This window comes from Streptomyces sp. NPDC051064, assembly GCF_044455985.1.
Lineage (GTDB): Bacteria > Actinomycetota > Actinomycetes > Streptomycetales > Streptomycetaceae > Streptomyces.
The window spans coordinates 872124-895277 of the sequence record NZ_JBITFK010000002.1 but is presented as its reverse complement, the minus strand read 5'-3'; the positions used below and the strand labels follow the sequence as shown (position 1 = coordinate 895277).

Below are 23154 nucleotides of genomic sequence, written 5' to 3'. Positions count from 1 at the left end.
CGTCGCATCGGGCAGTCGGAATGCCGCGACTTAGTCGACCGGGTAGACGAAGGGCATGACGAGACCGATCAGGGCGAGCGCCTCACAGAGGACGAAGCCGAGGATCTGGTTCGAACGGATCAGGCCGGCAGCTTCGGGCTGGCGGGCCAGCGCCTGGGTGCCGTTACCGAAGATGATGCCGACGCCGACGCCGGGGCCGATCGCGGCGAGGCCGTAGCCGATGGAACCGAGGTTGCCCGTGATGTTGACGGCGGCGAGGGTCTCAAGAGCGGACATGCCGTTTCTTCCTTCTCTTTCAGAACCGGTGGGGGTTGGCCACCGGACGACTATCGGGGTGGTGCTGGACTGCTCAGTGCTCCTTGGCGAGAGCACCCTGAATGTAGTTGCAGGCCAGAAGGACGAACACATAGGCCTGCAGCGCCTGGATGAACAGCTCGAAGGCGGTCATCAGGATGGTCATCACGAACGACACACCGGCGTACGCGATGCCGATGCCGTTCAGCAGGTACCAGCTGGCGATGGTGAAGATCAGCAGCAGCACGTGGCCGGCGAACATGTTGGCGAACAGTCGCACCGCGTGCGTGAACGGCCGGATCAGCAGGTTCGACATGATCTCGATGAGCATGACGAAGGGAAGAGCCGGGCCGATCGACGGGTCGTAGCCGGAGATGTTCTTCCAGCCGCCGACGAAACCGTGCCGCTTGAAGGTCAGGCTGACCCAGAGGATGTAGACGATCGCGGCCAGCGCCACCGGGAACCCGATGACCGAGACCACCGGGAACTGGGCGAGCGGAATGATCGCCCAGAGGTTCATGATCCAGATGAAGAAGAACAGCGAGACCATGAGGGGCACGTACTTCTTGCCCTCGCGCTTGCCGAGCGTCTCGTACACCACACCGGTGCGGATGAAGTCGTAACCCGCCTCGGCGACCATCTGGAGCTTTCCGGGCACCAGCTTCGGCTTGTTGAAAGCCGCCCAGAAAAAGCCGACGACGACAACGGTGCTCAGGACCGCCAGCAGCATCGGCTTGTTGATCTCGATGCCGCCAACGGTGAACATCGGCTCGAAAACAAAGGAGTGCAGGCCAGGAGCCGGGAAGCCGCATCCGTCGAAGATGTGGCAGTCGGTCTCGAAGGCGAGCACCGTCGTCGGGTCAGCACTCACCGCGGGCTCCTTCAGCGTGGCGCATAGGTACGGCAACCTCGTTGTGTCGGCGCGGCAAGCAGCCGCTGGTCGGCACTGGACTGGTGTTACGGATGGGGGGCGGCTCAGGCATTACGCCTCGCAATGAAGCAGGCGCCGTTTTTGATGCCCGCGCCCGCAGTGCCGCAGTTGGCACCGGACGATAGCAGGGTCTCGAACGCGCGCTTATCCCGGCCCTACCCCTCACGTCGAAGACCCCATGTTCTCGGGCGTCTTGCCCGCGGACGAGTCCGGCTCGACGTAAAGGATCTTGGTCTTCATGTGCACACGGATCTGCGCCGCGACCCACACGAGCGTCGCGGCCATCAGCGAGGCCGCGAAAGCCCTCGGGTTGAACAGCGTCGTGTTCTGGAAGGCGGCGACGAAGACGAAGAGCAGCAGCAGTTCGACCGTGTAGAGCACCAGCCCCATGGCCTGGAACAGATGCGGCATGTACTTCGCCGTGCGCTGCAGGACGCCGAGTCCGATCCCCATGAAGAGGATCACCACCAGCGTCCCGACCGCAGCGCCGATCGCTCCCTTGCCGCCGGCGAGCGCAGCGCTGACGGCGACGGCGATGACACCGGCGGCAGCAGTGGGCACGGCGGTGTGGAGGAGAGTCCGGGCGTCGTTGGACGGCATGGCGGTTACTCCGCGTTGCTGGGGGTGGTCAGTGGTCGTCAGGGACGAGCGTAGGCCCGGTCCGAGTCGATGCTTCGGGCCAAAGGACCGTGCTACTCAGGTCCTTCGGCCTCCTCACCGGGCTTCGTGAACGGTATCACAAACTATTTGATGAGGTCTTTACTCAGAAAGTGTGCCAGCTGTCACACATGAGGGTTAACCCGCGCGTGTGTGCAGAACATCACGACGCATTGTCTGGTATGGGGACTTCTGCGCCGGGGAGTCAACGCGGTGAATCGGCGCGGTCCCGATCCGTGAACCGCGAACGGGGGCCGATCGCGGTCGCTCCGTTGACGCCGGAGACGCCCACGGACACCGAGGCCCGTTCCGGCTCCGGGGAGGCCATCTGCGAGCCTTCCGCCCCGTGTTGAACGCCCGGGGCGCCGTCGGCCTCCCCTTCGCCGTCATGCCGGCGGCGCCGGTAGCGCGGCGGCACGAAGGACTCGGCCCAGTGGGGGGTGCGCGGGGTGAAGCGCGGCATGAGCAGCAGGATCAGGCCGACGGCGCTGAGTCCCACGATCACCAGGACGATCCAGAGCGACGTGGAGTGCACGGAGTAGCCGACGGCGCCGAAGGCGATCAGCGCCGACCAGAAGTACATGATCAGCACGGACCGGCTGTGCGAGTGGCCGATCTCCAGCAGCCGGTGGTGCAGGTGGCCCCGGTCGGCCGCGAACGGCGACTGGCCGTTCCAGGTGCGGCGCACGATGGCGAGGATCAGGTCGGCCGCCGGGATCGCGATGATCGTGAGCGGCAGCAGCAGCGGGATGAAGACCGGCAGCATCGCGTGGGTCGCCTGCCGCTCGCTGCCCTCGAAGAGCTTCATCGCGTCGGGGTCGACCTGGCCGGTGACGGAGATCGCGCCGGAGGCCAGCACGAGACCGATCAGCATCGATCCGGAGTCACCCATGAAGATCCGGGCGGGGTGCATGTTGTGCGGCAGGAAGCCGAGGCACATGCCCATGAGGATCGCGGCGAAGAGCGTCGCGGGCGCGGCCGCCTCGATCCCGTAGCCGTACCAGAGACGGTAGGTGTAGAGGAAGAACGCCGCGGACGCGATGCAGACCATACCGGCCGCGAGGCCGTCCAGGCCGTCGACGAAGTTGACCGCGTTGATGGTGATCACGACCAGGGCGACCGTGAGCAGCGTGCCCTGCCACTGGGTGAGCGCGACGGTGCCGACGCCCGGGATGGGCAGCCACAGGATCGTCAGACCCTGGATGACCATGACCGCGGCGGCGATCATCTGTCCGCCGAGCTTGATCAGGGCGTCGAGCTCGAACTTGTCGTCCAGGACGCCGATCAGCCAGATCAGGGCGGCGCCGGAGAGCAGCGCCCTGGGTTCGTTGGAGAGTTCGAAGACACCGTTCAGGTTGAACAGGTGGTCGGCGACGATCAGCCCCGCGCACAGTCCGCCGAACATGGCGATGCCACCGAGCCGAGGTGTCGGTTCCCGGTGTACGTCACGCGCCCGGATCGCGGGCATCGCCCCGATCGCGATGGCGAACTTCCGCACCGGCCCGGTCAGCAGATAGGTCACCGCTGCCGTGACACAGAGCGTCAGCAGGTAATCACGCACGGGCTGCCCCACAGAATTCGCCGGCCATCTCAGCCCCACACCCTAGTCTCCTGAGCAAGGACGCCGAGCCACGGGTTGTCGGTTGCACATACGTAGTTCACACCGCCTACCCCGGATACGGCGGATTGCGCTCGGCAAGTCCGCGGACCTCGGCCCGCAGCAGACCCGGGTCGCCCTCCTCGCGCACGGCCGCGCCGAACAGCTCGGCGATCCGCGCCATGTCGTCCTCGTCCATGCCCTGGGTTGTGACGGCCGCGGTACCCAGCCGGATCCCCCGCGCGTCCCCGTACGGCAGCGCACAGGTGTCCAGGACCATCCCGGCGGCCATGAGCCGCTCGCGGGCGGTGCGGCCGTCGACGCCCAGCGGGCCGGGGTCCGCGACGACGATGTGGGTGTCCGTTCCGCCGGTGGTGACCTCGAAGCCCTCGGACTCCAGGGCGGCCGCCAGGACACGGGCGTGGGCGACGACCCGGTGGGCGTACACCGCGTACGCCGGGGTGGCCGCCTCCCCGAACGCGACGGCCTTCGCCGCGACCGTGTGCATCTGGGCGCCGCCCTGGGTGAACGGGAACACCGCGCGGTCGATCCGCTCCGAGAGCTCGACACCGCAGAGGATCATGCCGCCGCGCGGGCCGCGCAGCACCTTGTGCGTCGTCGCGCACACCACGTCCGCGTACGGCACCGGGCTGGGCGCCGCTCCCCCGGCGATCAGCCCCATCGGGTGGGCGGCGTCCGCGATCAGATAGGCGCCCACCTCGTCGGCGATGTCCCGGAACTGCTCGTAGTCGGGGTGCCGGGGGTAGGAGATCGACCCGCAGACGATCGCCTTGGGCCGCCGGGCGCGGGCCAGGGCGCGCACCTGTGCGTAGTCGATGAGTCCGCTGTCGGGGTCGACTCCGTAACCGGCGAACTCGAACCAGCGTCCGGAGAAGTTGCCCGGAGCGCCGTGCGTGAGATGCCCGCCGTACGGGAGCCCCATGGCCAGCACCGTGTCACCGGGACGCAGCAGCGCGGCGTAGGCGGCGAGGACGGCCGACGATCCGGAGTGCGGCTGGACGTTGGCGTGCTCGGCGCCGAACAGCTCCGTCGCCCGCCGGATCGCGAGGCGCTCCGCGGCGTCGGCCTGCTCGCAGCCGCCGTGGTGACGGGCGCCGGGGTAGCCCTCGGCGTACTTGTTGGCGAGCGGGGAGCCGAGGGCGGCGAGGACCGCGGGTGAGGTGAAGTTCTCGGCGGCGATGAGCTGGAGGGTGCTCGACTGCCGCCCCGCCTCGGCCAGCAGGATGGAGCCGATCTCCGGGTCCTGGCGGAGCAGGGCGCCGAAGTCCTGCGGCATGGCGGTGTCCGGCATGGGCGCGGCCGCGCGTGCGGCTGGAGTGGTGACCGGCATCGAGGGCTCCGGGCCTGGAGGAGGGGGGTGCGTGGCGTCAGATCCAATGTAGGCCCGCCCCGGGCCGCCTGCCCGCTGCCGGGCGCCCCTCTACGCCGGTCGGCGCACCCCGGGCGGGGCGCGTGGGCCGGAGGCGGCTCAGTGCGGGGCGCGAACCCCGGTGAGGGCCGTCATGACGGGATCGAGGGCCTGGCTGATCTCGTCACCGATGGAGCGGAAGAACGTGATGGGGGCGCCGTACGGGTCGTAGACCTCGTCGGCCTCCGCGGTGGGTGCCAGCAGCCAGCCGCGCAGGGCCGCCGCGGCGCGCACCAGCGCGCGGGCGCGCTCGACGACGCCCTCCTCACGGGCGTCCGGCAGCGTCGCGGGGTCTATGGCCCGCACCAGGCGGGTGAACTCCTTGAGCGTGAAGGTCCGCAGGCCCGCCGAGTGCCCCATGGAGATCACCTGGGCGCGGTGGTCGCGGGTGGCGGTCAGCACCAGGTCGGCGCGGATCACGTGCTCGTCGAGGAGCTCGCGGCCGACGAAGCCGGTGGCGTCGGCGCCGAAGTCGGCGAGGACGACCTCTGCGTTGGCCTCCATGGGCGCGCCCTCGTGCCCCCAGGTGCCCGCGCTCTCCACGATGAGGCCGCCGCTGAGCGGGTCGCCGAGGCGGTCCACGAGGGCATGCCGGGTCAGCCGCTCGGTGATGGGCGAGCGGCAGACGTTGCCGGTGCTGACGTGGAGGATGCGGAAGGTGTCGTGCCGCCCCGTTATGCCACGCCCCTCAGGGGCGGTCAATTGGCCACCTCGAGGTCGGGTACCACCTTGCGGAGTTCCTCGACCGAGAGCGCGCCTGCCCGCAGCAGCACCGGGATCTTGCCGGTGACGTCGACGATCGAGGACGGGACGATCCCGGGGGTGGGACCGCCGTCGAGGTACACGGAGACGCTGTCGCCGAGCATCCCCTGGGCGGCGTCGCAGTCCTCGGGCGAGGGGTGTCCGGTGAGGTTGGCGCTGGAGACGGCCATCGGGCCGACCTCCGTGAGGAGCTCGATGGCGACCGGGTGCAGGGGCATCCGGACGGCGACGGTGCCACGGGTGTCGCCGAGGTCCCACTGGAGGGACGGCTGGTGCTTGGCGACGAGTGTCAGGGCGCCGGGCCAGAACGCGTCGACGAGCTCCCAGGCCTGCTCGGAGAAGTCGGTGACCAGGCCGTGCAGGGTGTTCGGGGAGCCGATCAGGACAGGGGTCGGCATGTTGCGGCCGCGGCCCTTGGCGTCGAGCAGGTCGGCGACGGCCTCCGAGCTGAAGGCGTCCGCACCGATCCCGTACACGGTGTCGGTGGGCAGCACGACCAGTTCGCCGCGGCGGACGGCGGACGCGGCCTCACGCAGGCCGGTCGTACGGTCGGTCGCGTCGTTGCAGTCGTATCGCCGTGCCATCAGCCGGCCTCCTCGGACGTGTACGGGTCTGTCGGGTGGGGTTCGTGCGGTGCCGGTGTCCCGGTGGTCACGGCATGGCCTTGCGGGCCGTCGCGAACCGGGGCCGGTTGTTCAGGTCGGGGTGGTCGGCCGCGTCGGCCCAGCCCCGCTCCTCGGTGAAGATCCACGGCACCTGGCCGCCCTGGGTGTCGGCGTGCTCGATGACGACGAGCCCGCCGGGGCGGAGCAGGCGGTGCGCGGTGCGCTCGATGCCGCGGATGGTGTCGAGGCCGTCCTCGCCGGAGAAGAGCGCCATCTGCGGGTCGTGGTCGCGGGCCTCCGGCGCCACGTACTCCCACTCGGTGAGCGGGATGTACGGGGGGTTGGAGATGACCAGGTCGACCTGTCCGTCGAGCTCGGGAAGGGCGCTCAGGGCGTCTCCCCGGTGGATGGTGACCCTGGACCCCTCTGCGTTCTTCCGGGTCCACCTCAGGGCGTCCTCGGACAGCTCCACGCCGTGCACACGCGAGCGCGGCACCTCCTGGGCCATGGCGAGCGCGATGGCGCCCGATCCGGTGCAGAGGTCGACGATCAGCGGCTCGACGACGTCCATCGCGCGGACCGCGTCTATCGCCCAGCCGACGACCGACTCGGTCTCCGGGCGCGGGACGAAGACTCCGGGGCCGACCTGGAGTTCCAGGTAGCGGAAGAAGGCGCGGCCGGTGATGTGCTGGAGCGGCTCGCGGGCCTCGCGGCGGGCGATCGTCTCCCAGTAGCGGGCGTCGAAGTCGGTGTCCGGCACATGGTGCAGCTCGCCCCGCTTGACGCCGTGCACGAACGCGGCGAGTTCCTCGGCGTCGAATCGCGGTGAGGGGACACCGGCGTCGGCCAGCCGCTGGGTGGCCTGGGCCACCTCGGCGAGCAGCAGGTTCATCGCGGTTCTCCGTACGGGTTCACGAGCGGGGCGGGGCGGTGGGGCTCACTGCCTATGCGGCGGCGAGCTTGGCGGCGGAGTCGGCGTCGACGCAGGCCTGGATGACGGCGTCGAGGTCACCGTCGAGCACCTGGTCCAAGTTGTACGCCTTGAAGCCGACGCGGTGGTCCGAGATCCGGTTTTCCGGGAAGTTGTACGTCCGGATCTTCTCGGAGCGGTCCACGGTGCGCACCTGGCTGCGGCGCACGTCGGAGGCTTCCTGCTCGGCGGCCTCCTGGGCGGCGGCCAGCAGCCGGGACCGCAGGATGCGCATGGCCTGCTCCTTGTTCTGGAGCTGGCTCTTCTCGTTCTGGCAGGAGGCGACGACACCGGTGGGCAGGTGCGTGATGCGTACGGCGGAGTCCGTGGTGTTGACGGACTGCCCGCCGGGGCCCGAGGAGCGGTAGACGTCGATGCGGAGGTCGTTGGCGTGGATCTCGACGTCGACCTCCTCCGCCTCGGGCGTGACGAGCACGCCGGCGGCGGAGGTGTGGATGCGGCCCTGCGACTCGGTGGAGGGCACGCGCTGCACGCGGTGCACGCCGCCCTCGTACTTCATCCGGGCCCAGACGCCCTGGCCGGGCTCGGTGGCGCCGTTGCCGCCCTTGGTCTTCACGGCGACCTGGACGTCCTTGTAGCCGCCGAGCTCGGACTCGGTGGAGTCGATGATCTCGGTCTTCCAGCCGATGCGCTCGGCGTAGCGGAGGTACATGCGCAGCAGATCGCCGGCGAAGAGGGCGGACTCGTCGCCGCCCGCGCCCGCCTTGATCTCCAGGAGCACGTCCTTGTCGTCGCTGGGGTCGCGCGGGACCAGAAGAAGGCGGAGCTTCTCGGTGATCTCCTCGCGCTGCTTCTCCAGGACCTTGACCTCGGCGGCGAAGTCCGGGTCGTCGGCGGCGAATTCGCGGGCGGTCTCGATGTCGTCGCCGGTCTGCTTCCAGGACCGGTAGGTGGAGACGATCGGGGTCAGCTCCGCGTAGCGCTTGTTGAGCTTGCGCGCGTTTGCCTGGTCGGCGTGGACCGACGGGTCGGCGAGCTTCTTCTCGAGATCGGCGTGCTCGCCGATCAGTTCCTCGACCGCCTCGAACATCTTCGGGCTCCTGGTTTCTGCGTCATACGTCTGCGGGCCTGCTGGACGGAGTGCTGCCGGTGGAGCGCCCCGGAAGGCGCACCGGGCCGCACAGCCGGAAAAAACGCCGGTCCCGGCGCCCCGTTGGAGGGCGTCGGGAACCGGCGCAGTGGCTCGCTACTTGCTGGCGGAGCCGGCAGCCTTGCCGAAGCGGGCCTCGAAGCGGGCCACGCGGCCGCCGGTGTCGAGGATCTTCTGCTTGCCCGTGTAGAACGGGTGGCACTCGGAGCAGACGTCGGCACGGATCGCGCCGCCCTCAAGGGTGCTCCGGGTGGTGAACGACGCACCGCAGGTGCAGCTGACCTGCGTCTCGACGTACTCGGGGTGAATGTCGCGCTTCAAGGTGTCTCCTAGATTCGGGAGGGCTCCGGGTCGTTCGCGCGGATTGCGCGTCCGTGAACCGGGGCCGACGTACCAGTCTGCCAGGACCGGCCGTATCTCCCAAAACGAGGGTACGGCCGTGTGTATTCCCGTGCGTACGGGGAACGTTCCGCGACCGCGTGGTGACGGAAGGTGCCGTTACCGTACGACCTTCCCGGCCCCGCCCTTGTCGCCGGCCGACTTCGCCGTGGCGGACGCGGGGATCGGCTTGTCCTGCTTGAGGGCCGCCCACACCTTCCGGTCGGCGTTCTCCTGGGGCAGCACCCGGTTCGGGTCCTCGGGGTCGTACTCGACGGGCAGCGTGACCATGTCGATGTTCTTCGAGCCGAGGCCCTTGAGCCCGTTCGCGAAGGCGGTGAGCTCCTTGACGGAGGCCAGCTGGGAGTCGGTGGTGACGGCCTTGGTGGCGGTGTCGGCGAGCCCGAAGAGCGTCTTCGGGTCCGAGAACACCCCGACGCTCTTCGCCTGGTCCATCAGCGCCTTGACGAAGGCCTGCTGGAGCTGGATGCGGCCGAGGTCGCTGCCGTCGCCGACGCTGTGGCGCGTACGGACGAGGCCGAGCGACTGCTCCCCGCTCAGGGTGTGGGGGCCGGGCTTCAGAGAGAGGTGGCTGTCGGGGTCGTCGATCGCCTGCGAGGTGGTGATGTCGACGCCGCCCAGCTCGTCGACGAGCTTCTTGAACCCGGTGAAGTCGACCTCGACGTAGTGGTCCATGCGGATGCCCGACATCGACTCGACGGTCTTCACCGCGCAGGCGGGTCCGCCGACCTGGTAGGCGGAGTTGAACATCGTCTCGTGCTCCGCACCGACCTGTTCCCCGGTCGTGTCGCTCGTGCAGGTGGGACGGTCGACGAGGGTGTCCCGCGGGACCGAGACCACGCTCGCGGAGGTGTGCCCCTCGTTGACGTGGACGATCATCGCGGTGTCCGCCCGCGCGGAGCCCTGGTCGGCGCCGTACTCGGCGTTGGCGCCCGAGCGGGAGTCCGACCCCAGCACCAGGATGTCCTGCGACCCGTTGTCCACGTCGTCGGGGCGCTCGGCTCCCAGGGCGGCGTCGATGTCGACGCCCTTCAGATTCCCGTTGAGCGTGTAGTAGGCGTAACCGAGCCCGGATCCTCCGACGACCACCAGGGCGGCGACGCCCCACAGCGCGATCCTCTTCACCCGGCGGCCCGGGGACGGCTTCCTCCGGCGGCTGCCGGTACCGCGTATTCGGCCGGCGCTCCTGCTCTGCTCGCTCATGCGGTCCCTCTTTCGCTTCTCGCTCTTACCCCCTGCCGTGGTGCACGGGCGCGGTCCGGCGTCGCTCGGTGGGACGACGGAGCAGCCAGAAGCGTTGCACAGCCGGCTGAGGCCCCCGTCCGGCGACGGGGGCCTCGGAAGAAGCGGGTGCACGGACCGGGAACCCGGCGCCCACCTGGGGTTTCGGCCTGACGGGTCGCGGCTGCTCCGGCCGGTGCGGAACCCGACGTATGTGGCAAAGATCGCATCCCGGGGAGCTGCCGCCACCAGGGCCTCCCCGGGGTGTCCCGGCGGGTGACCGGGACGGTCGCCGCTCACGTCGCCGGGTGGGTGGCGAGCGTGCCGTGATGCCGTAAAGGGCCGCCTTCGCTCCCGTCCCCCACGGCGGCACCCGTCAACCGGCGGAGGCGGATACACAACAGATGCCCCGTCACCTGGTGACGGGGCATCTGTTGTGGAGCTGCGGCGCGGCGACGTCAGTCGTTGGCGTTTCCGTTGCCCGGGGTCGTCTTCTGGATCTGGAGCAGGAACTCCGCGTTGGACTGCGTCTTCTTCATGCGGTCCAGCAGAAGCTCGATCGCCTGCTGCTGGTCGAGCGCGTGAAGCACCCGGCGCAGCTTCCAGACGACGGCCAGCTCATCGGTGCCGAGCAGGATCTCTTCCTTACGGGTGCTGGACGCGTCGACGTCCACCGCCGGGAAGATGCGCTTGTCCGAGAGCTTCCGGTCGAGCTTGAGCTCCATGTTGCCGGTGCCCTTGAACTCCTCGAAGATCACCTCGTCCATGCGCGAGCCGGTCTCGACGAGCGCGGTGGCCAGGATGGTCAGCGAGCCGCCGTCCTCGATGTTGCGCGCGGCACCGAAGAAGCGCTTCGGCGGGTACAGCGCGGTCGAGTCGACACCACCGGACAGGATGCGGCCGGAGGCCGGTGCCGCCAGGTTGTACGCACGGCCCAGACGGGTGATCGAGTCCAGCAGGACCACCACGTCGTGGCCGAGCTCCACGAGGCGCTTCGCACGCTCGATGGCGAGCTCGGCGACCGTGGTGTGGTCCTCGGCGGGGCGGTCGAAGGTCGAGGAGATGACCTCGCCCTTCACCGACCGCTGCATGTCGGTGACCTCTTCCGGACGCTCGTCGACCAGGACGACCATCAGGTGGCACTCGGGGCTGTTGACCGTGATCGCGTTGGCGATGGCCTGCAGGATCATGGTCTTACCGGTCTTCGGCGGGGCCACGATCAGGCCTCGCTGGCCCTTGCCGATCGGTGCGACCATGTCGATGATCCGGGTGGTCAGGACGTTGGAGTCGGTCTCCAGACGGAGCCGGTCCTGCGGGTACAGCGGGGTGAGCTTCTGGAACTCCGGACGGCCGCGGCCGGTCTCCGGCGCCATGCCGTTGACGGAGTCGAGACGGACCAGCGCGTTGAACTTCTCGCGGCGCTCGCCGTCCTTGGGCTGGCGCACCGCACCGGTGACGTGGTCACCCTTGCGCAGGCCGTTCTTGCGGACCTGGGCCAGTGAGACGTACACGTCGTTCGGACCCGGCAGGTAGCCGGAGGTCCGGATGAACGCGTAGTTGTCCAGGATGTCGAGGATGCCCGCGACGGGGATCAGGACGTCGTCGTCGGCAACCTGCACGTCGGTCGCGAAGTCGTCGCGGCCACGACGGCCCCGGCGGTCGCGGTAGCGGCCCCGGCGTCCACGCCGGCCGCCCTCGTCGTCGTAACCGTCGTCCTGCTGGCCGCCGCCACCCTGCTGGCCCTGGCCCTGGGCCTGGCCCTGGCCTCCGCCCTGCTGGCCCTGACGGCGTCCGCCGCCCTGCTGGCCCTGGTCGTCGCCCTTGCCCCGGCGGTCGCGCTGGCGGTCGCGGCGGTCACCGCGGTCCTGGCGGTCACCGCGGTCACGGCGGCCGTCCTGGCGGTCGCCGCGACGGCCCTCGGCCGTGTCGACGGCGGACTCGGCCTTGGCCTCGCCCTTCGCCTCGGCGCGCTCGTCGCCGCGGTCCTGGCGGCTCTCCGCCTTCGGCTCGGCCTGGGCCTTGGATTCGGCCTTGGGCTCCGCCTTGGACTCGGACTTGGTGTCGGGGCTCCCCGCCTGCGCGGTCGCCCGGCGACGGCGGCGCTCGCCCGTCGGCTGTTCGTCACTGGCCGGCTGACCCGGGATGTCGATCTGCTGCTGGGCGTCGGCCTTGTCGGCGGCCGGGGCGGCAGCGCTCTCGTCACCGGTGCGCGTCTTGGACGTGGCACGCCGCTTGGGCTTGCTCCCGGTGTCCGTACCGGCGGATGCGGCGGCCTTGGGGGCGGGCGCGGAGGATCCTCCGGCCTGCGCCTCCTTGATGACCTCGATCAGCTGGCTCTTGCGCATCCGCGCAGTTCCCCTGATGCCGAGGCCGGACGCGACCTGCTGCAGCTCGGCCAGGACCATGCCCTCGAGGCCGGTGCCGGAGCGGCGGCGCCGTGCGGTGGTGCCAGTGGCAGCACCTTCGGCGGGCACGGAGCTGTCGACGCTCTTGTCGGCAGTCACGCCCATCAGATCGGTGGTGTCGCTCACGAAGGGTCCTTCCCTGGAGCGGACGTCGGCCTTCTGGCTCGGCGACCGGTTGTGCTGTCCGACTGCGGTCTGTTGATCGTGTCGATCGCGGACCTTGCCGGGGCGGTGGTCCGCCGGGTACGGCGGAGAGACGAATGTGCGGGGTTCCGGCGCGAGATCCCCTGCTCGGCCCACTCCTGGGCGAGCAAGAGGGTGTCGTGCCGGTTCCGGAGCGTGCTCGAAAGCTCAGGCGGGCTGCTCAGGCAGTCGGGGAGGCTCCCGGAAGAGTGGTGGTCCCGGAGGGGGACACGAAGCAACGCGCCACGAAGACGTCGATTGCTGACTTGAGGTTAACACTACCGGCTCCAACAAACATTCCCCCTCTCATGCACCGGCAATCACGTGCGGTTACGCGGCGAGCGGCAACACGCTCGCACCCGAGGCGTCGAGAGCGAGCCGGTTCGCGGCCCATCCCTCGCCCGCCAGCCGGGCGATCTTGTCGGCGGAACCCTCGTTCGCCAGCGCGAGCACCGTGGGCCCCGCGCCGGAGATGACGGCAGGGACGCCGTCGGCGCGCAGCCGGTTCACCAGGTCGACGGTCTGCGGCATCGCGGGACCCCGGTACTCCTGGTGGATCCGGTCCTCCGTTGCCGTGAGGAGCAGCTCGGGGCGCCTGGTCAGGGCCTCGACGAGCAGGGCGGCGCGACCGGCGTTGGCCGCGGCGTCCACATGGGGGACGGTGCGCGGCAGCAGGCCGCGGGCGGTCTCGGTCAGCACCGGGGTGGCCGGCACGAAGACCACCGGCACGACGGAAGCCGCGGGGTCCATCCGGATCGCCCTGGCGGCTCCGCCGTCCATCCAGGCGAGCGTGAATCCGCCGAGGAGACAGGCCGCGACGTTGTCGGGGTGCCCCTCGATCTCGGTGGCCAGCTCCAGCAGGGCGGCGTCGTCGAGACGGGCCTCGCCGCCCGTCGTCACGGCGCGGGCGGCGACGATCCCGGCGCAGATGGCGGCGGACGAGGAGCCGAGGCCGCGGCCGTGCGGGATGCGGTTGGCGCAGACGATCTCCAGGCCGCGGGGCTGTCCGCCGAGCAGGTCGAAGGCCGTGCGCAGCGAGCGTACGAGCAGGTGGTTCTCGTCGCGGGGCAGCGTCTCGGCGCCCTCACCCGCGATGTCGATGTGCAGCCCGGAATCGGCGACCCGGACGACGACGTCGTCGTAGAGCCCCAGCGAGAGGCCGAGGGCGTCGAAACCCGGGCCCAGATTGGCGCTGGTTGCGGGGACGCGCACCCGGACGGCGGCGGCTCGGAACGCGGGACCGGCCATCGGTTGGACGACTCTTCCTGTACGGCGGCGGGGATGTTGTGCAGGGTACTTCGACGTGCGTGGGGTGCCGTTGCGCGGGGGGACGGGGGGCCCGGCAGTCACGACGGCTGCTGCACCGCGGCGGATGCGGCGGGGCGGGTCTGGTACAGCTTATCGAAGGAAGGTTCTGCGGCGACATAGGGCGCACAGGAGGCGCACGATGCGTGTCGCACACCTCCTATGCGCTCTCCGCCCCCGGAAGGGCGGTTGAGCTGCGGCCGGGACGGCTACGCGAGGCCCAGCTTCTCGGCCGCGGCCACCGCGTCGACCGGGACGGTGACGGGCTGCGGAGCGCCCGCGACGGCCCAGTCGGGGTCCTTGAGGCCGTTGCCGGTGACGGTGCAGACGATCTTCTGACCGGGGTCGACCTTGCCCTCTTCGGCGGCCTTGAGCAGACCGGCCACGGACGCCGCCGACGCGGGCTCGACGAAGACGCCCTCCTGGGAGGCCAGCAGGCGGTACGCCGACAGGATCTGACGGTCCGTCACATCGTCGATGAAGCCGCCCGACTCGTCCCGCGCGTCCAGCGCGAACTGCCAGGACGCCGGGTTCCCGATGCGGATGGCGGTGGCGATGGTCGCCGGGTCCTTGACGATCTCGCCGCGCACGATCGGCGCGGAACCGGACGCCTGGAAGCCCCACATGCGCGGAGCGTGCGTGGACACGGCGTCCCCCGCGTACTCCTTGTAGCCCTTCCAGTAGGCCGTGATGTTGCCCGCGTTGCCCACCGGCAGGACGTGGATGTCGGGGGCGTCGCCGAGCGCGTCGACGATCTCGAACGCGGCGGTCTTCTGGCCCTCGATCCGGACCGGGTTGACCGAATTGACCAGCGCCACCGGGTAGTTGTCCGAGAGGCTGCGGGCCAGGGTCAGGCAGTCGTCGAAGTTGCCGTCGACCTGGAGGATCTTCGCGCCGTGGACGAGCGCCTGCCCCATCTTGCCGAGCGCGATCTTGCCCTGCGGCACGAGGACGGCGCAGACCATGCCCGCGCGCACCGCGTAGGCGGCGGCGGAGGCGGAGGTGTTGCCGGTGGAGGCGCAGATGACGGCCTGCGCACCCTCCTCCTTGGCCCGGGTGATCGCCATGGTCATACCGCGGTCCTTGAACGACCCGGTGGGGTTGGCGCCCTCGACCTTGAGGTGCACCTCGCAGCCCGTGCGCTCGGAGAGGACCTGCGCCGGAACGAGCGGCGTACCGCCCTCACGGAGTGTGACGACCGGCGTCGAGCTCGTGACCGGAAGCCTGTCCCGGTACTCCTCGATGATGCCGCGCCACTGGTGGGTGCCCTTGCTGGTCATGGGTCCTTACTCCCCTTCAACACGCATGATGCTGGCGACACCGCGCACGGTGTCCAGCTTGCGCAGCGCTTCGACGGTCCCGGAGAGGGCCGCGTCGGGCGCGCGGTGGGTGACGACGACGAGGGATGCCTCGCCGTCTCCGCCCACCCGTCGCCCGCCGCCACCCTGCTCGATGGCAACTCCGTCGCCGCTGCCCGATGGTCGGCTCTGCTGGCGGACCGTATCGATGGATACGCCCTGTTCGGCGAAGACCGTCGCGACCTGGGCGAGTACGCCAGGCTTGTCGGCCACGTCGAGACTGATGTGGTACCGCGTGACGACGTCACCCATGGGGCTGACGGGCAGACGCGTGTACGCGGACTCACCGGGACCGGTGCTCTCCCCGATGATGTTGCGGCACACCGCGACCAGGTCACCCAGGACCGCGGACGCGGTCGGGGCGCCGCCGGCGCCGGGACCGTAGAACATCAGCTGCCCGGCCGCCTCGGCCTCGACGAAGACCGCGTTGTAGGCCTCGCGGACGGAGGCCAGCGGGTGGCTGAGCGGGATCATCGCGGGGTGCACGCGGGCGGTGACGGAATTGCCGTCGGCGGCGCGCTCGCAGATGGCGAGGAGCTTGACGGTGCAGCCCATGCGCCGGGCGGAGGCGATGTCGGCGGCGGTGACCTCGGTGATGCCCTCGCGGTGCACCTCGCCGATCTTCACCCGCGTGTGGAAGGCGATCCCGGCGAGGATGGCGGCCTTCGCGGCGGCGTCGAAGCCCTCGACGTCGGCGGTCGGGTCGGCCTCGGCGTACCCGAGGGCGGTGGCCTCGTCGAGCGCCTCGGAGTAGCCGGCGCCGCTCGTGTCCATCCTGTCGAGGATGAAGTTGGTCGTGCCGTTGACGATGCCCAGCACCCGGTTGACCTTGTCCCCCGCGAGGGACTCGCGCAGCGGCCGTACGAGCGGGATGGCGCCGGCCACGGCCGCCTCGTAGTAGAGGTCCCGGCCGTTCTTCTCCGCGGCCGCGTGGAGCGCGGAGCCGTCCTCGGCGAGGAGCGCCTTGTTGGCCGAGACGACGCCCGCGCCGTGCTCGAAGGCGGTCGTGATGAGCGTACGGGCGGGCTCGATGCCCCCGATGACCTCGATGACGACGTCGATGTCACCCCGTTTGACCAGGGCGGTCGCATCGGTGGTGATCAGGGCGGGATCGATGCCCTCCCGCACCTTGGAGGGCCGGCGGACGGCTACGCCGGCGAGCTCGACCGGCGCGCCGATGCGCGCGGCGAGGTCGTCGGCGTGCGTCGTCATGATGCGCGCCACCTCTGAGCCGACCACTCCACAGCCCAGCAGCGCCACCTTCAGCGGACGCGTACGCATCATCCGACCTCGTTTCTCATACTTCTGATGTGTGGACCAGTCTCACTCACCGGACGGGGGTTTCTGCCACCCGTCCGGATTTTGAGATGTGAATTTCATCAGCCGACATCGAGACGCAGGAGATCTTCCTCCGTCTCGCGCCGGACGATGACCCGGGCCTGTCCATCGCGCACGGCGACGACGGGCGGGCGCAGGGCGTGGTTGTAGTTGCTCGCCATGGAGCGGCAGTACGCACCGGTGGCCGGCACCGCGATGAGGTCACCCGGGGCCAGGTCGGACGGCAGGAACGCGTCCTTGACCACGATGTCACCACTCTCGCAGTGCTTGCCGACCACACGTACGAGCATGGGTTCGGCCTCGGAGGTGCGGGAGACCAGCGCGACGCTGTACTCGGCGTCGTACAACGCGGTGCGGATGTTGTCCGACATCCCGCCGTCGACGCTCACGTACGTCCGGAGGCCCTCGAGGGGCTTGATGGTGCCGACCTCGTACAGCGTGAACGCGGTGGGGCCGACGATCGCGCGGCCCGGCTCGACGGAGATGCGCGGGGTCCGGAGGCCGGCGGACTCGCACTCCCGGGTCACGATGTCGCTGAGCGCCTTGGCGATCTCGTGCGGCTCACGGGGGTCGTCCTCGGAGGTGTACGCGATTCCGAGGCCACCGCCGAGGTCGATCTCCGGGAGCTCGACGCCGTGCTCGTCGCGGATCTCGGCGAGCAGCTGCACGACGCGCCGCGCGGAGACCTCGAAACCGGCCATGTCGAAGATCTGCGAGCCGATGTGCGAGTGGATGCCGATGAGCTCGAGGCCGTCCAGGGTGAGCGCCCTGCGGACCGCCTCCGCCGCCTGTCCGTCGGCCAGCGCGATGCCGAACTTCTGGTCCTCGTGCGCGGTGGCGATGAACTCGTGGGTGTGGGCCTCGACGCCGACAGTGACGCGGATCTGCACGCGCTGGCGGACGCCGAGCCGCTGGGCGATGTGCGAGACCCGGACGATCTCCTGGAAGGAGTCGAGCACGATCCGTCCGACGCCGGCCTCGACGGCCCGCTCGATCTCGGCGGCGGTCTTGTTGTTGCCGTGGAAGGCGATGCGCTCGGCGGGCATCCCGGCGTCCAGCGCGGTGGCCAGCTCGCCGCCGGAGCACACGTCCAGGTTCAGCCCTTCCTCCTGGAGCCAGCGCACCACGGCGCGCGACAGGAAGGCCTTGCCGGCGTAGAAGACATCGGCGTCCGCCCCGAAGGCGTCCGCCCAGGCGCGGCAGCGCGCCCGGAAGTCGGACTCGTCCAGGAAGTAGGCGGGCGTGCCGAACTCCTCGGCGAGCCGGGCGACTTCGATCCCGCCGACGGTGAGCGCACCGTCCGCGTCACGGGTGACGGTGCGGGACCAGACCTTCGGGTCCAGCTCGTTGAGGTCGGTGGCCGGGGCGGTGTAGTGGCCCTCGGGGAGGACGTCGGCGTGACGGGGCCCGGCGGGGTGTGCGGATCGGCTCATCGTTCTGCTCTGCTCTCTCAGGTCTCAGAGGTGTTCGGGCGCGCTGATGCCGAGCAGGGACAGGCCGCCTGCGAGCACCGTCCCGGCGGCTTCGGCAAGGGCCAGCCGGGAGCGGTGGGCGGCCGAGGGTTTCTCGTCGCCGACGGGAAGCGCCGGGCAGGCATCGTGGAAGTCGAAGAAGGCGTGCGCCACCGTTTCGAGGTGCCGGGCGAGCCGGTCCGGTGCCTGGTGGCGGGCGGCGGAGGCGAGGGCGCCGGGGTGATCGGCGAGGGCGGTGTGCAGCGCGGGCGCGTCGACGTCCTCGTCGTAACCGGCGGTGAAGCCGAGCTTCTCTGCCTCGCGGCTGAGCGCACGGGAGCGGGCGTGGGCGTAGCGGACCAGGAACAGCGGATTGGCCTCGCCCTGCACGAGGAGGTCGTCGCCGAGGTGCGCGCGGTCGTGCCCGGCGGGCCTCAGCAGGCCCCAGCGGGCGGCGTCGGCCCCCAGCCGCTCCAGCAGCTCCCCCGCCGTGGCCCCGGCGGGGACGGGCCGGGTCTGCGCGAGCGGGACGGGAGGCCGGCCGTTCGCGTCCACGGTGACGCCGAGACGCGCCCAGTCGGGGTCGGACGCTTCCTCACAGGTGACACGCCCCAGAGCGCCCTGGGCGCGCAGCATCCTCATCACCGCGCCCGCCACGACCGCTGCCCGGACTTCTCGACGGTGGTGGAGCTGATGGACCTGCCCGGCGCACTCGGCACCCCACCCGTACCGGAGCCCCTGCTCCAGCACCTGGCGTACGCGTACGGAACGCGCGGCGCCGTCGGAGACCGCGTCGAGCGTGAAGTTCAGAAAGCCGGGCCCGGTGATCTCGACCCGCCCGATCCCGGGCGCGCCGACGACCCGGTCCCGCAGAAGCGCGGCGACCTCCCGCGCCGGGAGTGCGGCGGGACCGGCCAGCTGGAGGGCGACGGCGCAGGCGTAGTCGCCGCTGCCGCCGGGCCGTGTCCGCTCCACCCGCACGCGCGCGGGCACCGGCGCGCGCAGGGCGTCCTCGTCGACCGCGCGGCGCACAGCGTGCAGCACGGTCCGGGAGAGATCTGCGGGGGTCACGGCACAAGCGTATGGGAGGAAGGGGGGCACTTCGCCAACCGGTTTCGCCATACGGGCAGCGAATCGGCCGGGCTCGCCGTCAGCCGGCCGTGCTCCCGGCCGCCCCGGCCCCGCGCCTGTCGTCGACCGGCACGGGATCCTCGCGGTGCGCGAGCCGCCGCACCATGCGCACCAGCTCGCTCGGCTCGAAGGGCTTCGCCAGGAACGCGTCCACCCCGGCGGCCACCCCCGAGTCCACCTCGTAGGGCGTGCACGCGCTGATGACGGCGACGGGCAGGTGCCCGGTCCTCGGATCGGCGCGCAGCCGGGCGGCGGTCTGGATGCCGTCGAGGCGGGGCATCACCACGTCGAGCGTGATCACATCCGGACAGACCTCGTGGACCAGGTCCAGGCACTCGACGCCATCGGCCGCGGTCACGACCTCGAAGCCCTCCAGCTCGAGATTGACCCTGATCAGCTGCCGGATGACCTTGTTGTCGTCGACAACAAGCACGCGGCCGTACGCCCCTGACACCCTTCGAGGGTAGGTCGGGCGGAGAAGCTGCGTCCGGGTTTTGCCCACTTCCGCCCCCGGAGTGCGGCCGGCGCCCGCCTCGCGCGGGTGCCGGCGACGCGCAAATACCTGTTCCCGGACACCCCGTCGGAGCTGGTAGGGTTTCACTCGTCGCCGCCGAGCGCAGCGACATCGCCCCCGTAGCTCAGGGGATAGAGCATCGGCCTCCGGAGCCGGGTGCGCAGGTTCGAATCCTGCCGGGGGCACTTCGCAAGAAGTGCCGAAAAGACCCTCTCGCCAGTGGAAACACTGTCAGGGGGTCTTTTTTTGTGTCTCTGGTCCGCCGAGTGTGACGCCGGCTCACGGAGTGCGCATCAGGTTGCGGAGGCTGGCGACAAGGGCCTGGACGTCGCGTTCGACCTCGGCGGGCGTTGCGCCTTCGGCTGATTCCGGGGTCTGGGACGTGGTGCGGCAGGGGCGGCAGAGGCCGTCCGGAAGCGCTTCGGCGGGGCCCTGCACTCGACCAGGACACACACACGGAGGGGCCGAACAGGCCCTGTGCCGGTGCGGGTCCCCGGGCAGTTGGGGGCGTGATCTTGTCGGTGAGGCGGCGGCGCAGCAAGCCGACCGGGCATCAGAACCGCTGGGGTAGCCCGGCGGTGAGCGCCGACGCCAGGTAGTCGGCGCGCCGGCGGCTCGGCCTTGGCACGGCGGAGGGTGCGGGTGCGCATGCGGACGCCTGCTTACCGGTGCTGGCCACCACTCTCGACGCGGCAGCGCACGCGACGCAGGTACCCGGCCACGGCGAGGGCACGCAGGGCGGTACCGATGGCCATCTGGCCGTGCGGCGCCGCGCCGCGAGGCGGAGGATAAGCGGTAGGATGGATAGCATGAGCGAGCCTACCGGTAAGTACTCCATCACCATGCCGCGTGACATCGCCGAAGCCGCCAAGGCCCGCAGTGGCCCCTCCGGCCTGTCCGCCTACGTAGCGGCTGCCGTCGCCCGCCAGATCGAGCGCGACAACCTCAGCGAGCTCATCAAGGTCGGCGAGGCCGAACACGGCCCCATCACCGAGGGCGAGATCCAGTCTCTCCGCGACCAACTCCACGAGGCTCGCCGGCGGCAGGTCCACAACGGGCCGAACGCGGCATGACGCGCCCCTCCGCCACCCCGGGCGGCACGCTCGTCCTCGACAGCGAAGGGCTGGCCAAGGCAGTGCTGCGCGATCGCAGCGTCACCGCCTGGCTCGCACTCGCCCGGGCCGATGATCTACGCGTGATCACGTCCGCGGCCACCCTCGTGGAAGTGACCCACCCTCGCATCAACCGTCCCGCCCTGGAGTGGACCCTCTCCCGTCTTGTCGTCGAGCCGGTAACCGACGAGATCGCACGCACCGCCTCGGCCCTGCTCGCCGAGGCGGGCCTGCACGGCCACAAGTACGCCATCGACGCCATACTCAGCGCGACCGCCCTCGCCTCACCCGGGCAGGTCACCGTGCTCACCTCCGACCCGGAAGACCTCACCGTGCTGTGCGGAAGCCGAATCACGGCCATCAAGGTCTGACATCGTGGACGAACTGGCGCACGTTCCATAGCCGGGTCAGGGGACTGAGTACAGAAGCCCGGAACGGGAAATCCTCAGTCAATCGTGAAGCCCCAGAAGATACCGACTTCCGTGGCGGAGACAGCGATTACACCGCATTCCATTACATGACTGGTGAATCCCCCATAAGCGGGCCGCCGCCCCCGGCACCGCGCGGGCCCGGACGTGGCGAAGCCCGGGAGTCGTATCCAGCTCCCGGGCCCCTGGGGTTGCCACCCAATTGCGCTTGCCAGCGCCGTTTAAGAGTGCGGATCAGTCGTCATACCGTCGCGTTCTGCCTTTGAACTACCGCGCCATGCAGAGGCGCAGGCCGGATTCGAACCAGCATTCAACGGTGTTCGTCCGTACTCGGTCGATCTGGCAATCGGCGGCGATACTGAAGCTGGAGCGAGAGTCTGAGATTGATCGCGGCTGCCTCTGCCATGTTGGGCCACCCCGGCAGGTGGTGCCGGGGGGAGGACTCGAACCTCCACCGTTACCGCGTCTTCAGGCTGAACGTCAGTTTCAGCTTGCGCTCATCACACGGGGCGGACCTCATTCCGCCTCGTGCATGGTGCGCACCCCCACGACTTGGCGCGGGGGCGTTCTGGGGGTGCCGCCTCACGTCCGACGTCAGCCGAACAGGTAGCCGAACACCGCGTCTCCGACCCGCCGGTCGGTGACCTCTGCCCCGTTGGCCTCCTCGCGGGCGAACTTCACCGCGTGCTGGAGCTTCTCGACCCGCTCCAGCAGCTCGTTCACCCGCCGCGCCGGAAGCGCTCCGGAGAACTTCACAGTCGTCCAGTACCCGATGGGCACGTCCTCGTCGTAGACGTCGACCTGCGCCGGGTGCTTGTCGGTCGCCTCGGCCTTGACGTGGTTGCGCGGGACCTTCCTCGTCCGGATCGTGCGGACCGGGTCCGTCTTCCACAGGTCCGTCGAGGGGTCGAGCGACCAGGACTCGGCGGCGTCCAGGACCGGGAGCTTCTTGACGAAGGTGTGGAGATCGGTGAGCTGCTTCTCCAGGAAGAGCAGGTAGCTGACCGGGACTTCGCTGACGACCGTACGCCCGTCCACGGTGACGTCCGCGCGGGCCGAACAGTTCGCCCAGTCCTTCGTCGCGGTCACGTCGAACAGCCGGGTCAGCGACGCGGACATCTCACGCAGCGCCTCCTCGGCCTTGATCTGCACCCGCGCCGACTCGGGCGGAAGCTGCTCGCCCTCTTCGTCCTTCGGCTGGTACGTACGCGAGATGCCTGCCAGCAGCGCCGGCTTCTGCACCTTGTGGTGGGCCGCGGTGATGTCCTGGAGCGACTTGCTCTTGACACCCTTCTCCACGGCGATGATCTGGTTGAGCTTCGTCACTTCGCCCCCACCGAGTGACAGGAACGTACCGCACGTGGCCTCGATCGTCCGTACGGTTTTCGGCGGGGTCCGCTCTACGGCGCCGGGTACGTCACCCGGCCGCGCCCGTCGGCCCGTGGCTCCGCGCCCCAGGCCCCCAGTTCGTGGACGCGGGTCTCGCCGGAGCCGGGGCCCATGATGTGCCGGACCGTCCAGCCGCGGGCGGTGAGCGTGTTCGCGATCAGCAGGCGGTGGCAGCGCCACGGCATCGGCTCGCCGCACATGACGGCGACACGGCCGCGCTCCGCGAGGGTGGTCAGGCGGGTGATGCCGTGTTCGTACGCCGGGAGCAGCGTGTAGTCGGCGTAGTTCCTGAAGCTGGGGTTCTGCCAGCCCGCGTTGAGGGCGGGGTCCACGTCCTGCTTACGTCGCCGTCCGCCGAGCTCGTCCAGGTAGACGTAGTGGATCCCGGCCCGCTCCAGCCACTCGGGCATCGCCTCGCGGGAGAACTGCGGGCTCCGGCGCGAACCGGGGTGCGCCCGGACGTCGGCCAGTACGCCGATGCGCTGGGCGTTCAGGAGGCCGATGAAGGTCTCTTCCGGGCACGTCCAGTGCCCGATCGTCCAGATCTCCTTCATCCTGCTCCGT

The 23154-nt window shown here is 70.2% G+C and carries 22 protein-coding genes and 1 tRNA gene; 3 read left to right on the top strand and 20 right to left on the bottom strand.

Annotated elements, in window-relative coordinates:
• Positions 1–30 precede the first annotated feature (30 nt).
• The 18 genes from atpE to ACIBCU_RS10940 all read right to left on the bottom strand — a co-directional run bounded on the left by atpE (position 31) and on the right by ACIBCU_RS10940 (position 19601).
• Complete coding sequence (gene atpE, locus ACIBCU_RS11025; protein ID WP_014048348.1) at positions 31–276, bottom strand: ATP synthase F0 subunit C; 246 nt, start codon at positions 274–276, stop codon at positions 31–33.
• Positions 277–349: 73 nt separating this feature from the next.
• Positions 350–1165: a F0F1 ATP synthase subunit A gene (gene atpB, locus ACIBCU_RS11020; RefSeq protein WP_104789126.1), complete on the bottom strand. Its 816-nt coding sequence runs from the start codon at positions 1163–1165 to the stop codon at positions 350–352.
• 222 nt (positions 1166–1387) lie between these two features.
• Complete coding sequence (locus ACIBCU_RS11015) at positions 1388–1825, bottom strand: hypothetical protein (RefSeq protein WP_362936467.1); 438 nt, start codon at positions 1823–1825, stop codon at positions 1388–1390.
• Positions 1826–2087: 262 nt separating this feature from the next.
• Positions 2088–3455, bottom strand: coding sequence for an MraY family glycosyltransferase (locus tag ACIBCU_RS11010; protein WP_362936542.1), 1368 nt, complete (start codon positions 3453–3455; stop codon positions 2088–2090).
• Positions 3456–3549: 94 nt separating this feature from the next.
• Entirely contained in the window at positions 3550–4830 is a 1281-nt protein-coding gene (gene glyA, locus ACIBCU_RS11005) for a serine hydroxymethyltransferase (RefSeq protein ID WP_399230695.1), read from the bottom strand.
• 138 nt (positions 4831–4968) lie between these two features.
• Positions 4969–5610, bottom strand: coding sequence for a protein-tyrosine-phosphatase (locus ACIBCU_RS11000; protein ID WP_104789118.1), 642 nt, complete (start codon positions 5608–5610; stop codon positions 4969–4971).
• A complete protein-coding gene (locus ACIBCU_RS10995; RefSeq protein ID WP_362936461.1) occupies positions 5607–6254 on the bottom strand; it encodes an L-threonylcarbamoyladenylate synthase in 648 nt (215 codons plus the stop codon). Before ACIBCU_RS10995 ends, ACIBCU_RS11000 begins: the two co-directional genes overlap by 4 nt.
• A gap of 67 nt (positions 6255–6321) precedes the next feature.
• The gene (gene prmC, locus ACIBCU_RS10990; RefSeq protein WP_399230693.1) at positions 6322–7167 is read right to left on the bottom strand and encodes a peptide chain release factor N(5)-glutamine methyltransferase; all 846 of its coding nucleotides are present in this window, start codon (positions 7165–7167) and stop codon (positions 6322–6324) included.
• Between the two features lie 52 nt (positions 7168–7219).
• A complete protein-coding gene (gene prfA / locus ACIBCU_RS10985; protein WP_104789115.1) occupies positions 7220–8296 on the bottom strand; it encodes a peptide chain release factor 1 in 1077 nt (358 codons plus the stop codon).
• A gap of 156 nt (positions 8297–8452) precedes the next feature.
• Positions 8453–8677, bottom strand: a complete 225-nt coding sequence (rpmE, locus tag ACIBCU_RS10980; protein WP_099174467.1) for a 50S ribosomal protein L31 — start codon at positions 8675–8677, stop codon at positions 8453–8455.
• A 177-nt stretch (positions 8678–8854) separates the two neighbouring features.
• Complete coding sequence (locus ACIBCU_RS10975) at positions 8855–9958, bottom strand: LCP family protein (protein ID WP_399230691.1); 1104 nt, start codon at positions 9956–9958, stop codon at positions 8855–8857.
• Between the two features lie 476 nt (positions 9959–10434).
• A complete protein-coding gene (gene rho, locus ACIBCU_RS10970) occupies positions 10435–12507 on the bottom strand; it encodes a transcription termination factor Rho (protein WP_399230689.1) in 2073 nt (690 codons plus the stop codon).
• Between the two features lie 387 nt (positions 12508–12894).
• On the bottom strand, positions 12895–13812 hold the full coding sequence (gene thrB / locus ACIBCU_RS10965; RefSeq protein ID WP_399230687.1) for a homoserine kinase: 918 nt from the start codon (positions 13810–13812) through the stop codon (positions 12895–12897).
• A gap of 266 nt (positions 13813–14078) precedes the next feature.
• Positions 14079–15149 carry a threonine synthase gene (gene thrC / locus ACIBCU_RS10960; RefSeq protein WP_104789110.1) on the bottom strand — a complete coding sequence of 357 codons (1071 nt, stop codon included), beginning with the start codon at positions 15147–15149 and terminating at the stop codon, positions 14079–14081.
• 6 nt (positions 15150–15155) lie between these two features.
• Positions 15156–16511: a homoserine dehydrogenase gene (locus ACIBCU_RS10955; protein WP_362936444.1), complete on the bottom strand. Its 1356-nt coding sequence runs from the start codon at positions 16509–16511 to the stop codon at positions 15156–15158.
• 95 nt (positions 16512–16606) lie between these two features.
• Positions 16607–17998: a diaminopimelate decarboxylase gene (lysA, locus tag ACIBCU_RS10950; RefSeq protein WP_362936441.1), complete on the bottom strand. Its 1392-nt coding sequence runs from the start codon at positions 17996–17998 to the stop codon at positions 16607–16609.
• Positions 17999–18022: 24 nt separating this feature from the next.
• Complete coding sequence (gene nrtL, locus ACIBCU_RS10945) at positions 18023–19087, bottom strand: ArgS-related anticodon-binding protein NrtL (protein WP_399230685.1); 1065 nt, start codon at positions 19085–19087, stop codon at positions 18023–18025.
• Positions 19088–19166: 79 nt separating this feature from the next.
• Positions 19167–19601, bottom strand: a complete 435-nt coding sequence (locus tag ACIBCU_RS10940; protein ID WP_399230683.1) for a response regulator — start codon at positions 19599–19601, stop codon at positions 19167–19169.
• 173 nt (positions 19602–19774) lie between these two features.
• Here ACIBCU_RS10940 and ACIBCU_RS10935 point away from each other — a divergent pair.
• From ACIBCU_RS10935 to ACIBCU_RS10925, 3 genes are all read left to right on the top strand, one after another.
• Positions 19775–19846, top strand: a tRNA-Arg gene (locus ACIBCU_RS10935).
• Positions 19847–20470: 624 nt separating this feature from the next.
• Entirely contained in the window at positions 20471–20734 is a 264-nt protein-coding gene (locus ACIBCU_RS10930) for a CopG family transcriptional regulator (RefSeq protein ID WP_362936432.1), read from the top strand.
• Entirely contained in the window at positions 20731–21144 is a 414-nt protein-coding gene (locus tag ACIBCU_RS10925) for a PIN domain-containing protein (protein WP_362936429.1), read from the top strand. Before ACIBCU_RS10930 ends, ACIBCU_RS10925 begins: the two co-directional genes overlap by 4 nt.
• Before the next feature lie 651 nt (positions 21145–21795).
• On the opposite strand, the gene ACIBCU_RS10920 is transcribed toward ACIBCU_RS10925, so the two are convergent.
• A complete protein-coding gene (locus ACIBCU_RS10920) occupies positions 21796–22527 on the bottom strand; it encodes a hypothetical protein (protein WP_399230680.1) in 732 nt (243 codons plus the stop codon).
• A 74-nt stretch (positions 22528–22601) separates the two neighbouring features.
• Positions 22602–23144, bottom strand: a complete 543-nt coding sequence (locus ACIBCU_RS10915) for a DUF488 family protein (RefSeq protein ID WP_399230678.1) — start codon at positions 23142–23144, stop codon at positions 22602–22604.
• Positions 23145–23154: the final 10 nt, after the last annotated feature.

Bases quoted from the DNA above. Each gene is read 5' to 3' on its own strand.
- thrB (WP_399230687.1), bottom strand. From the start codon at position 13,812: ATGGCCGGTCCCGCGTTCCGAGCCGCCGCCGTCCGGGTGCGCGTCCCC.
- ACIBCU_RS10955 (WP_362936444.1), bottom strand. From the start codon at position 16,511: ATGATGCGTACGCGTCCGCTGAAGGTGGCGCTGCTGGGCTGTGGAGTG.
- lysA (WP_362936441.1), bottom strand. From the start codon at position 17,998: ATGAGCCGATCCGCACACCCCGCCGGGCCCCGTCACGCCGACGTCCTC.
- ACIBCU_RS10975 (WP_399230691.1), bottom strand. From the start codon at position 9,958: ATGAGCGAGCAGAGCAGGAGCGCCGGCCGAATACGCGGTACCGGCAGC.
- thrC (WP_104789110.1), bottom strand. From the start codon at position 15,149: ATGACCAGCAAGGGCACCCACCAGTGGCGCGGCATCATCGAGGAGTAC.
- prfA (WP_104789115.1), bottom strand. From the start codon at position 8,296: ATGTTCGAGGCGGTCGAGGAACTGATCGGCGAGCACGCCGATCTCGAG.
- atpE (WP_014048348.1), bottom strand. From the start codon at position 276: ATGTCCGCTCTTGAGACCCTCGCCGCCGTCAACATCACGGGCAACCTC.
- glyA (WP_399230695.1), bottom strand. From the start codon at position 4,830: ATGCCGGTCACCACTCCAGCCGCACGCGCGGCCGCGCCCATGCCGGAC.
- ACIBCU_RS11015 (WP_362936467.1), bottom strand. From the start codon at position 1,825: ATGCCGTCCAACGACGCCCGGACTCTCCTCCACACCGCCGTGCCCACT.
- prmC (WP_399230693.1), bottom strand. From the start codon at position 7,167: ATGAACCTGCTGCTCGCCGAGGTGGCCCAGGCCACCCAGCGGCTGGCC.
- ACIBCU_RS10915 (WP_399230678.1), bottom strand. From the start codon at position 23,144: ATGAAGGAGATCTGGACGATCGGGCACTGGACGTGCCCGGAAGAGACC.
- ACIBCU_RS10930 (WP_362936432.1), top strand. From the start codon at position 20,471: ATGAGCGAGCCTACCGGTAAGTACTCCATCACCATGCCGCGTGACATC.
- ACIBCU_RS10995 (WP_362936461.1), bottom strand. From the start codon at position 6,254: ATGGCACGGCGATACGACTGCAACGACGCGACCGACCGTACGACCGGC.
- ACIBCU_RS10925 (WP_362936429.1), top strand. From the start codon at position 20,731: ATGACGCGCCCCTCCGCCACCCCGGGCGGCACGCTCGTCCTCGACAGC.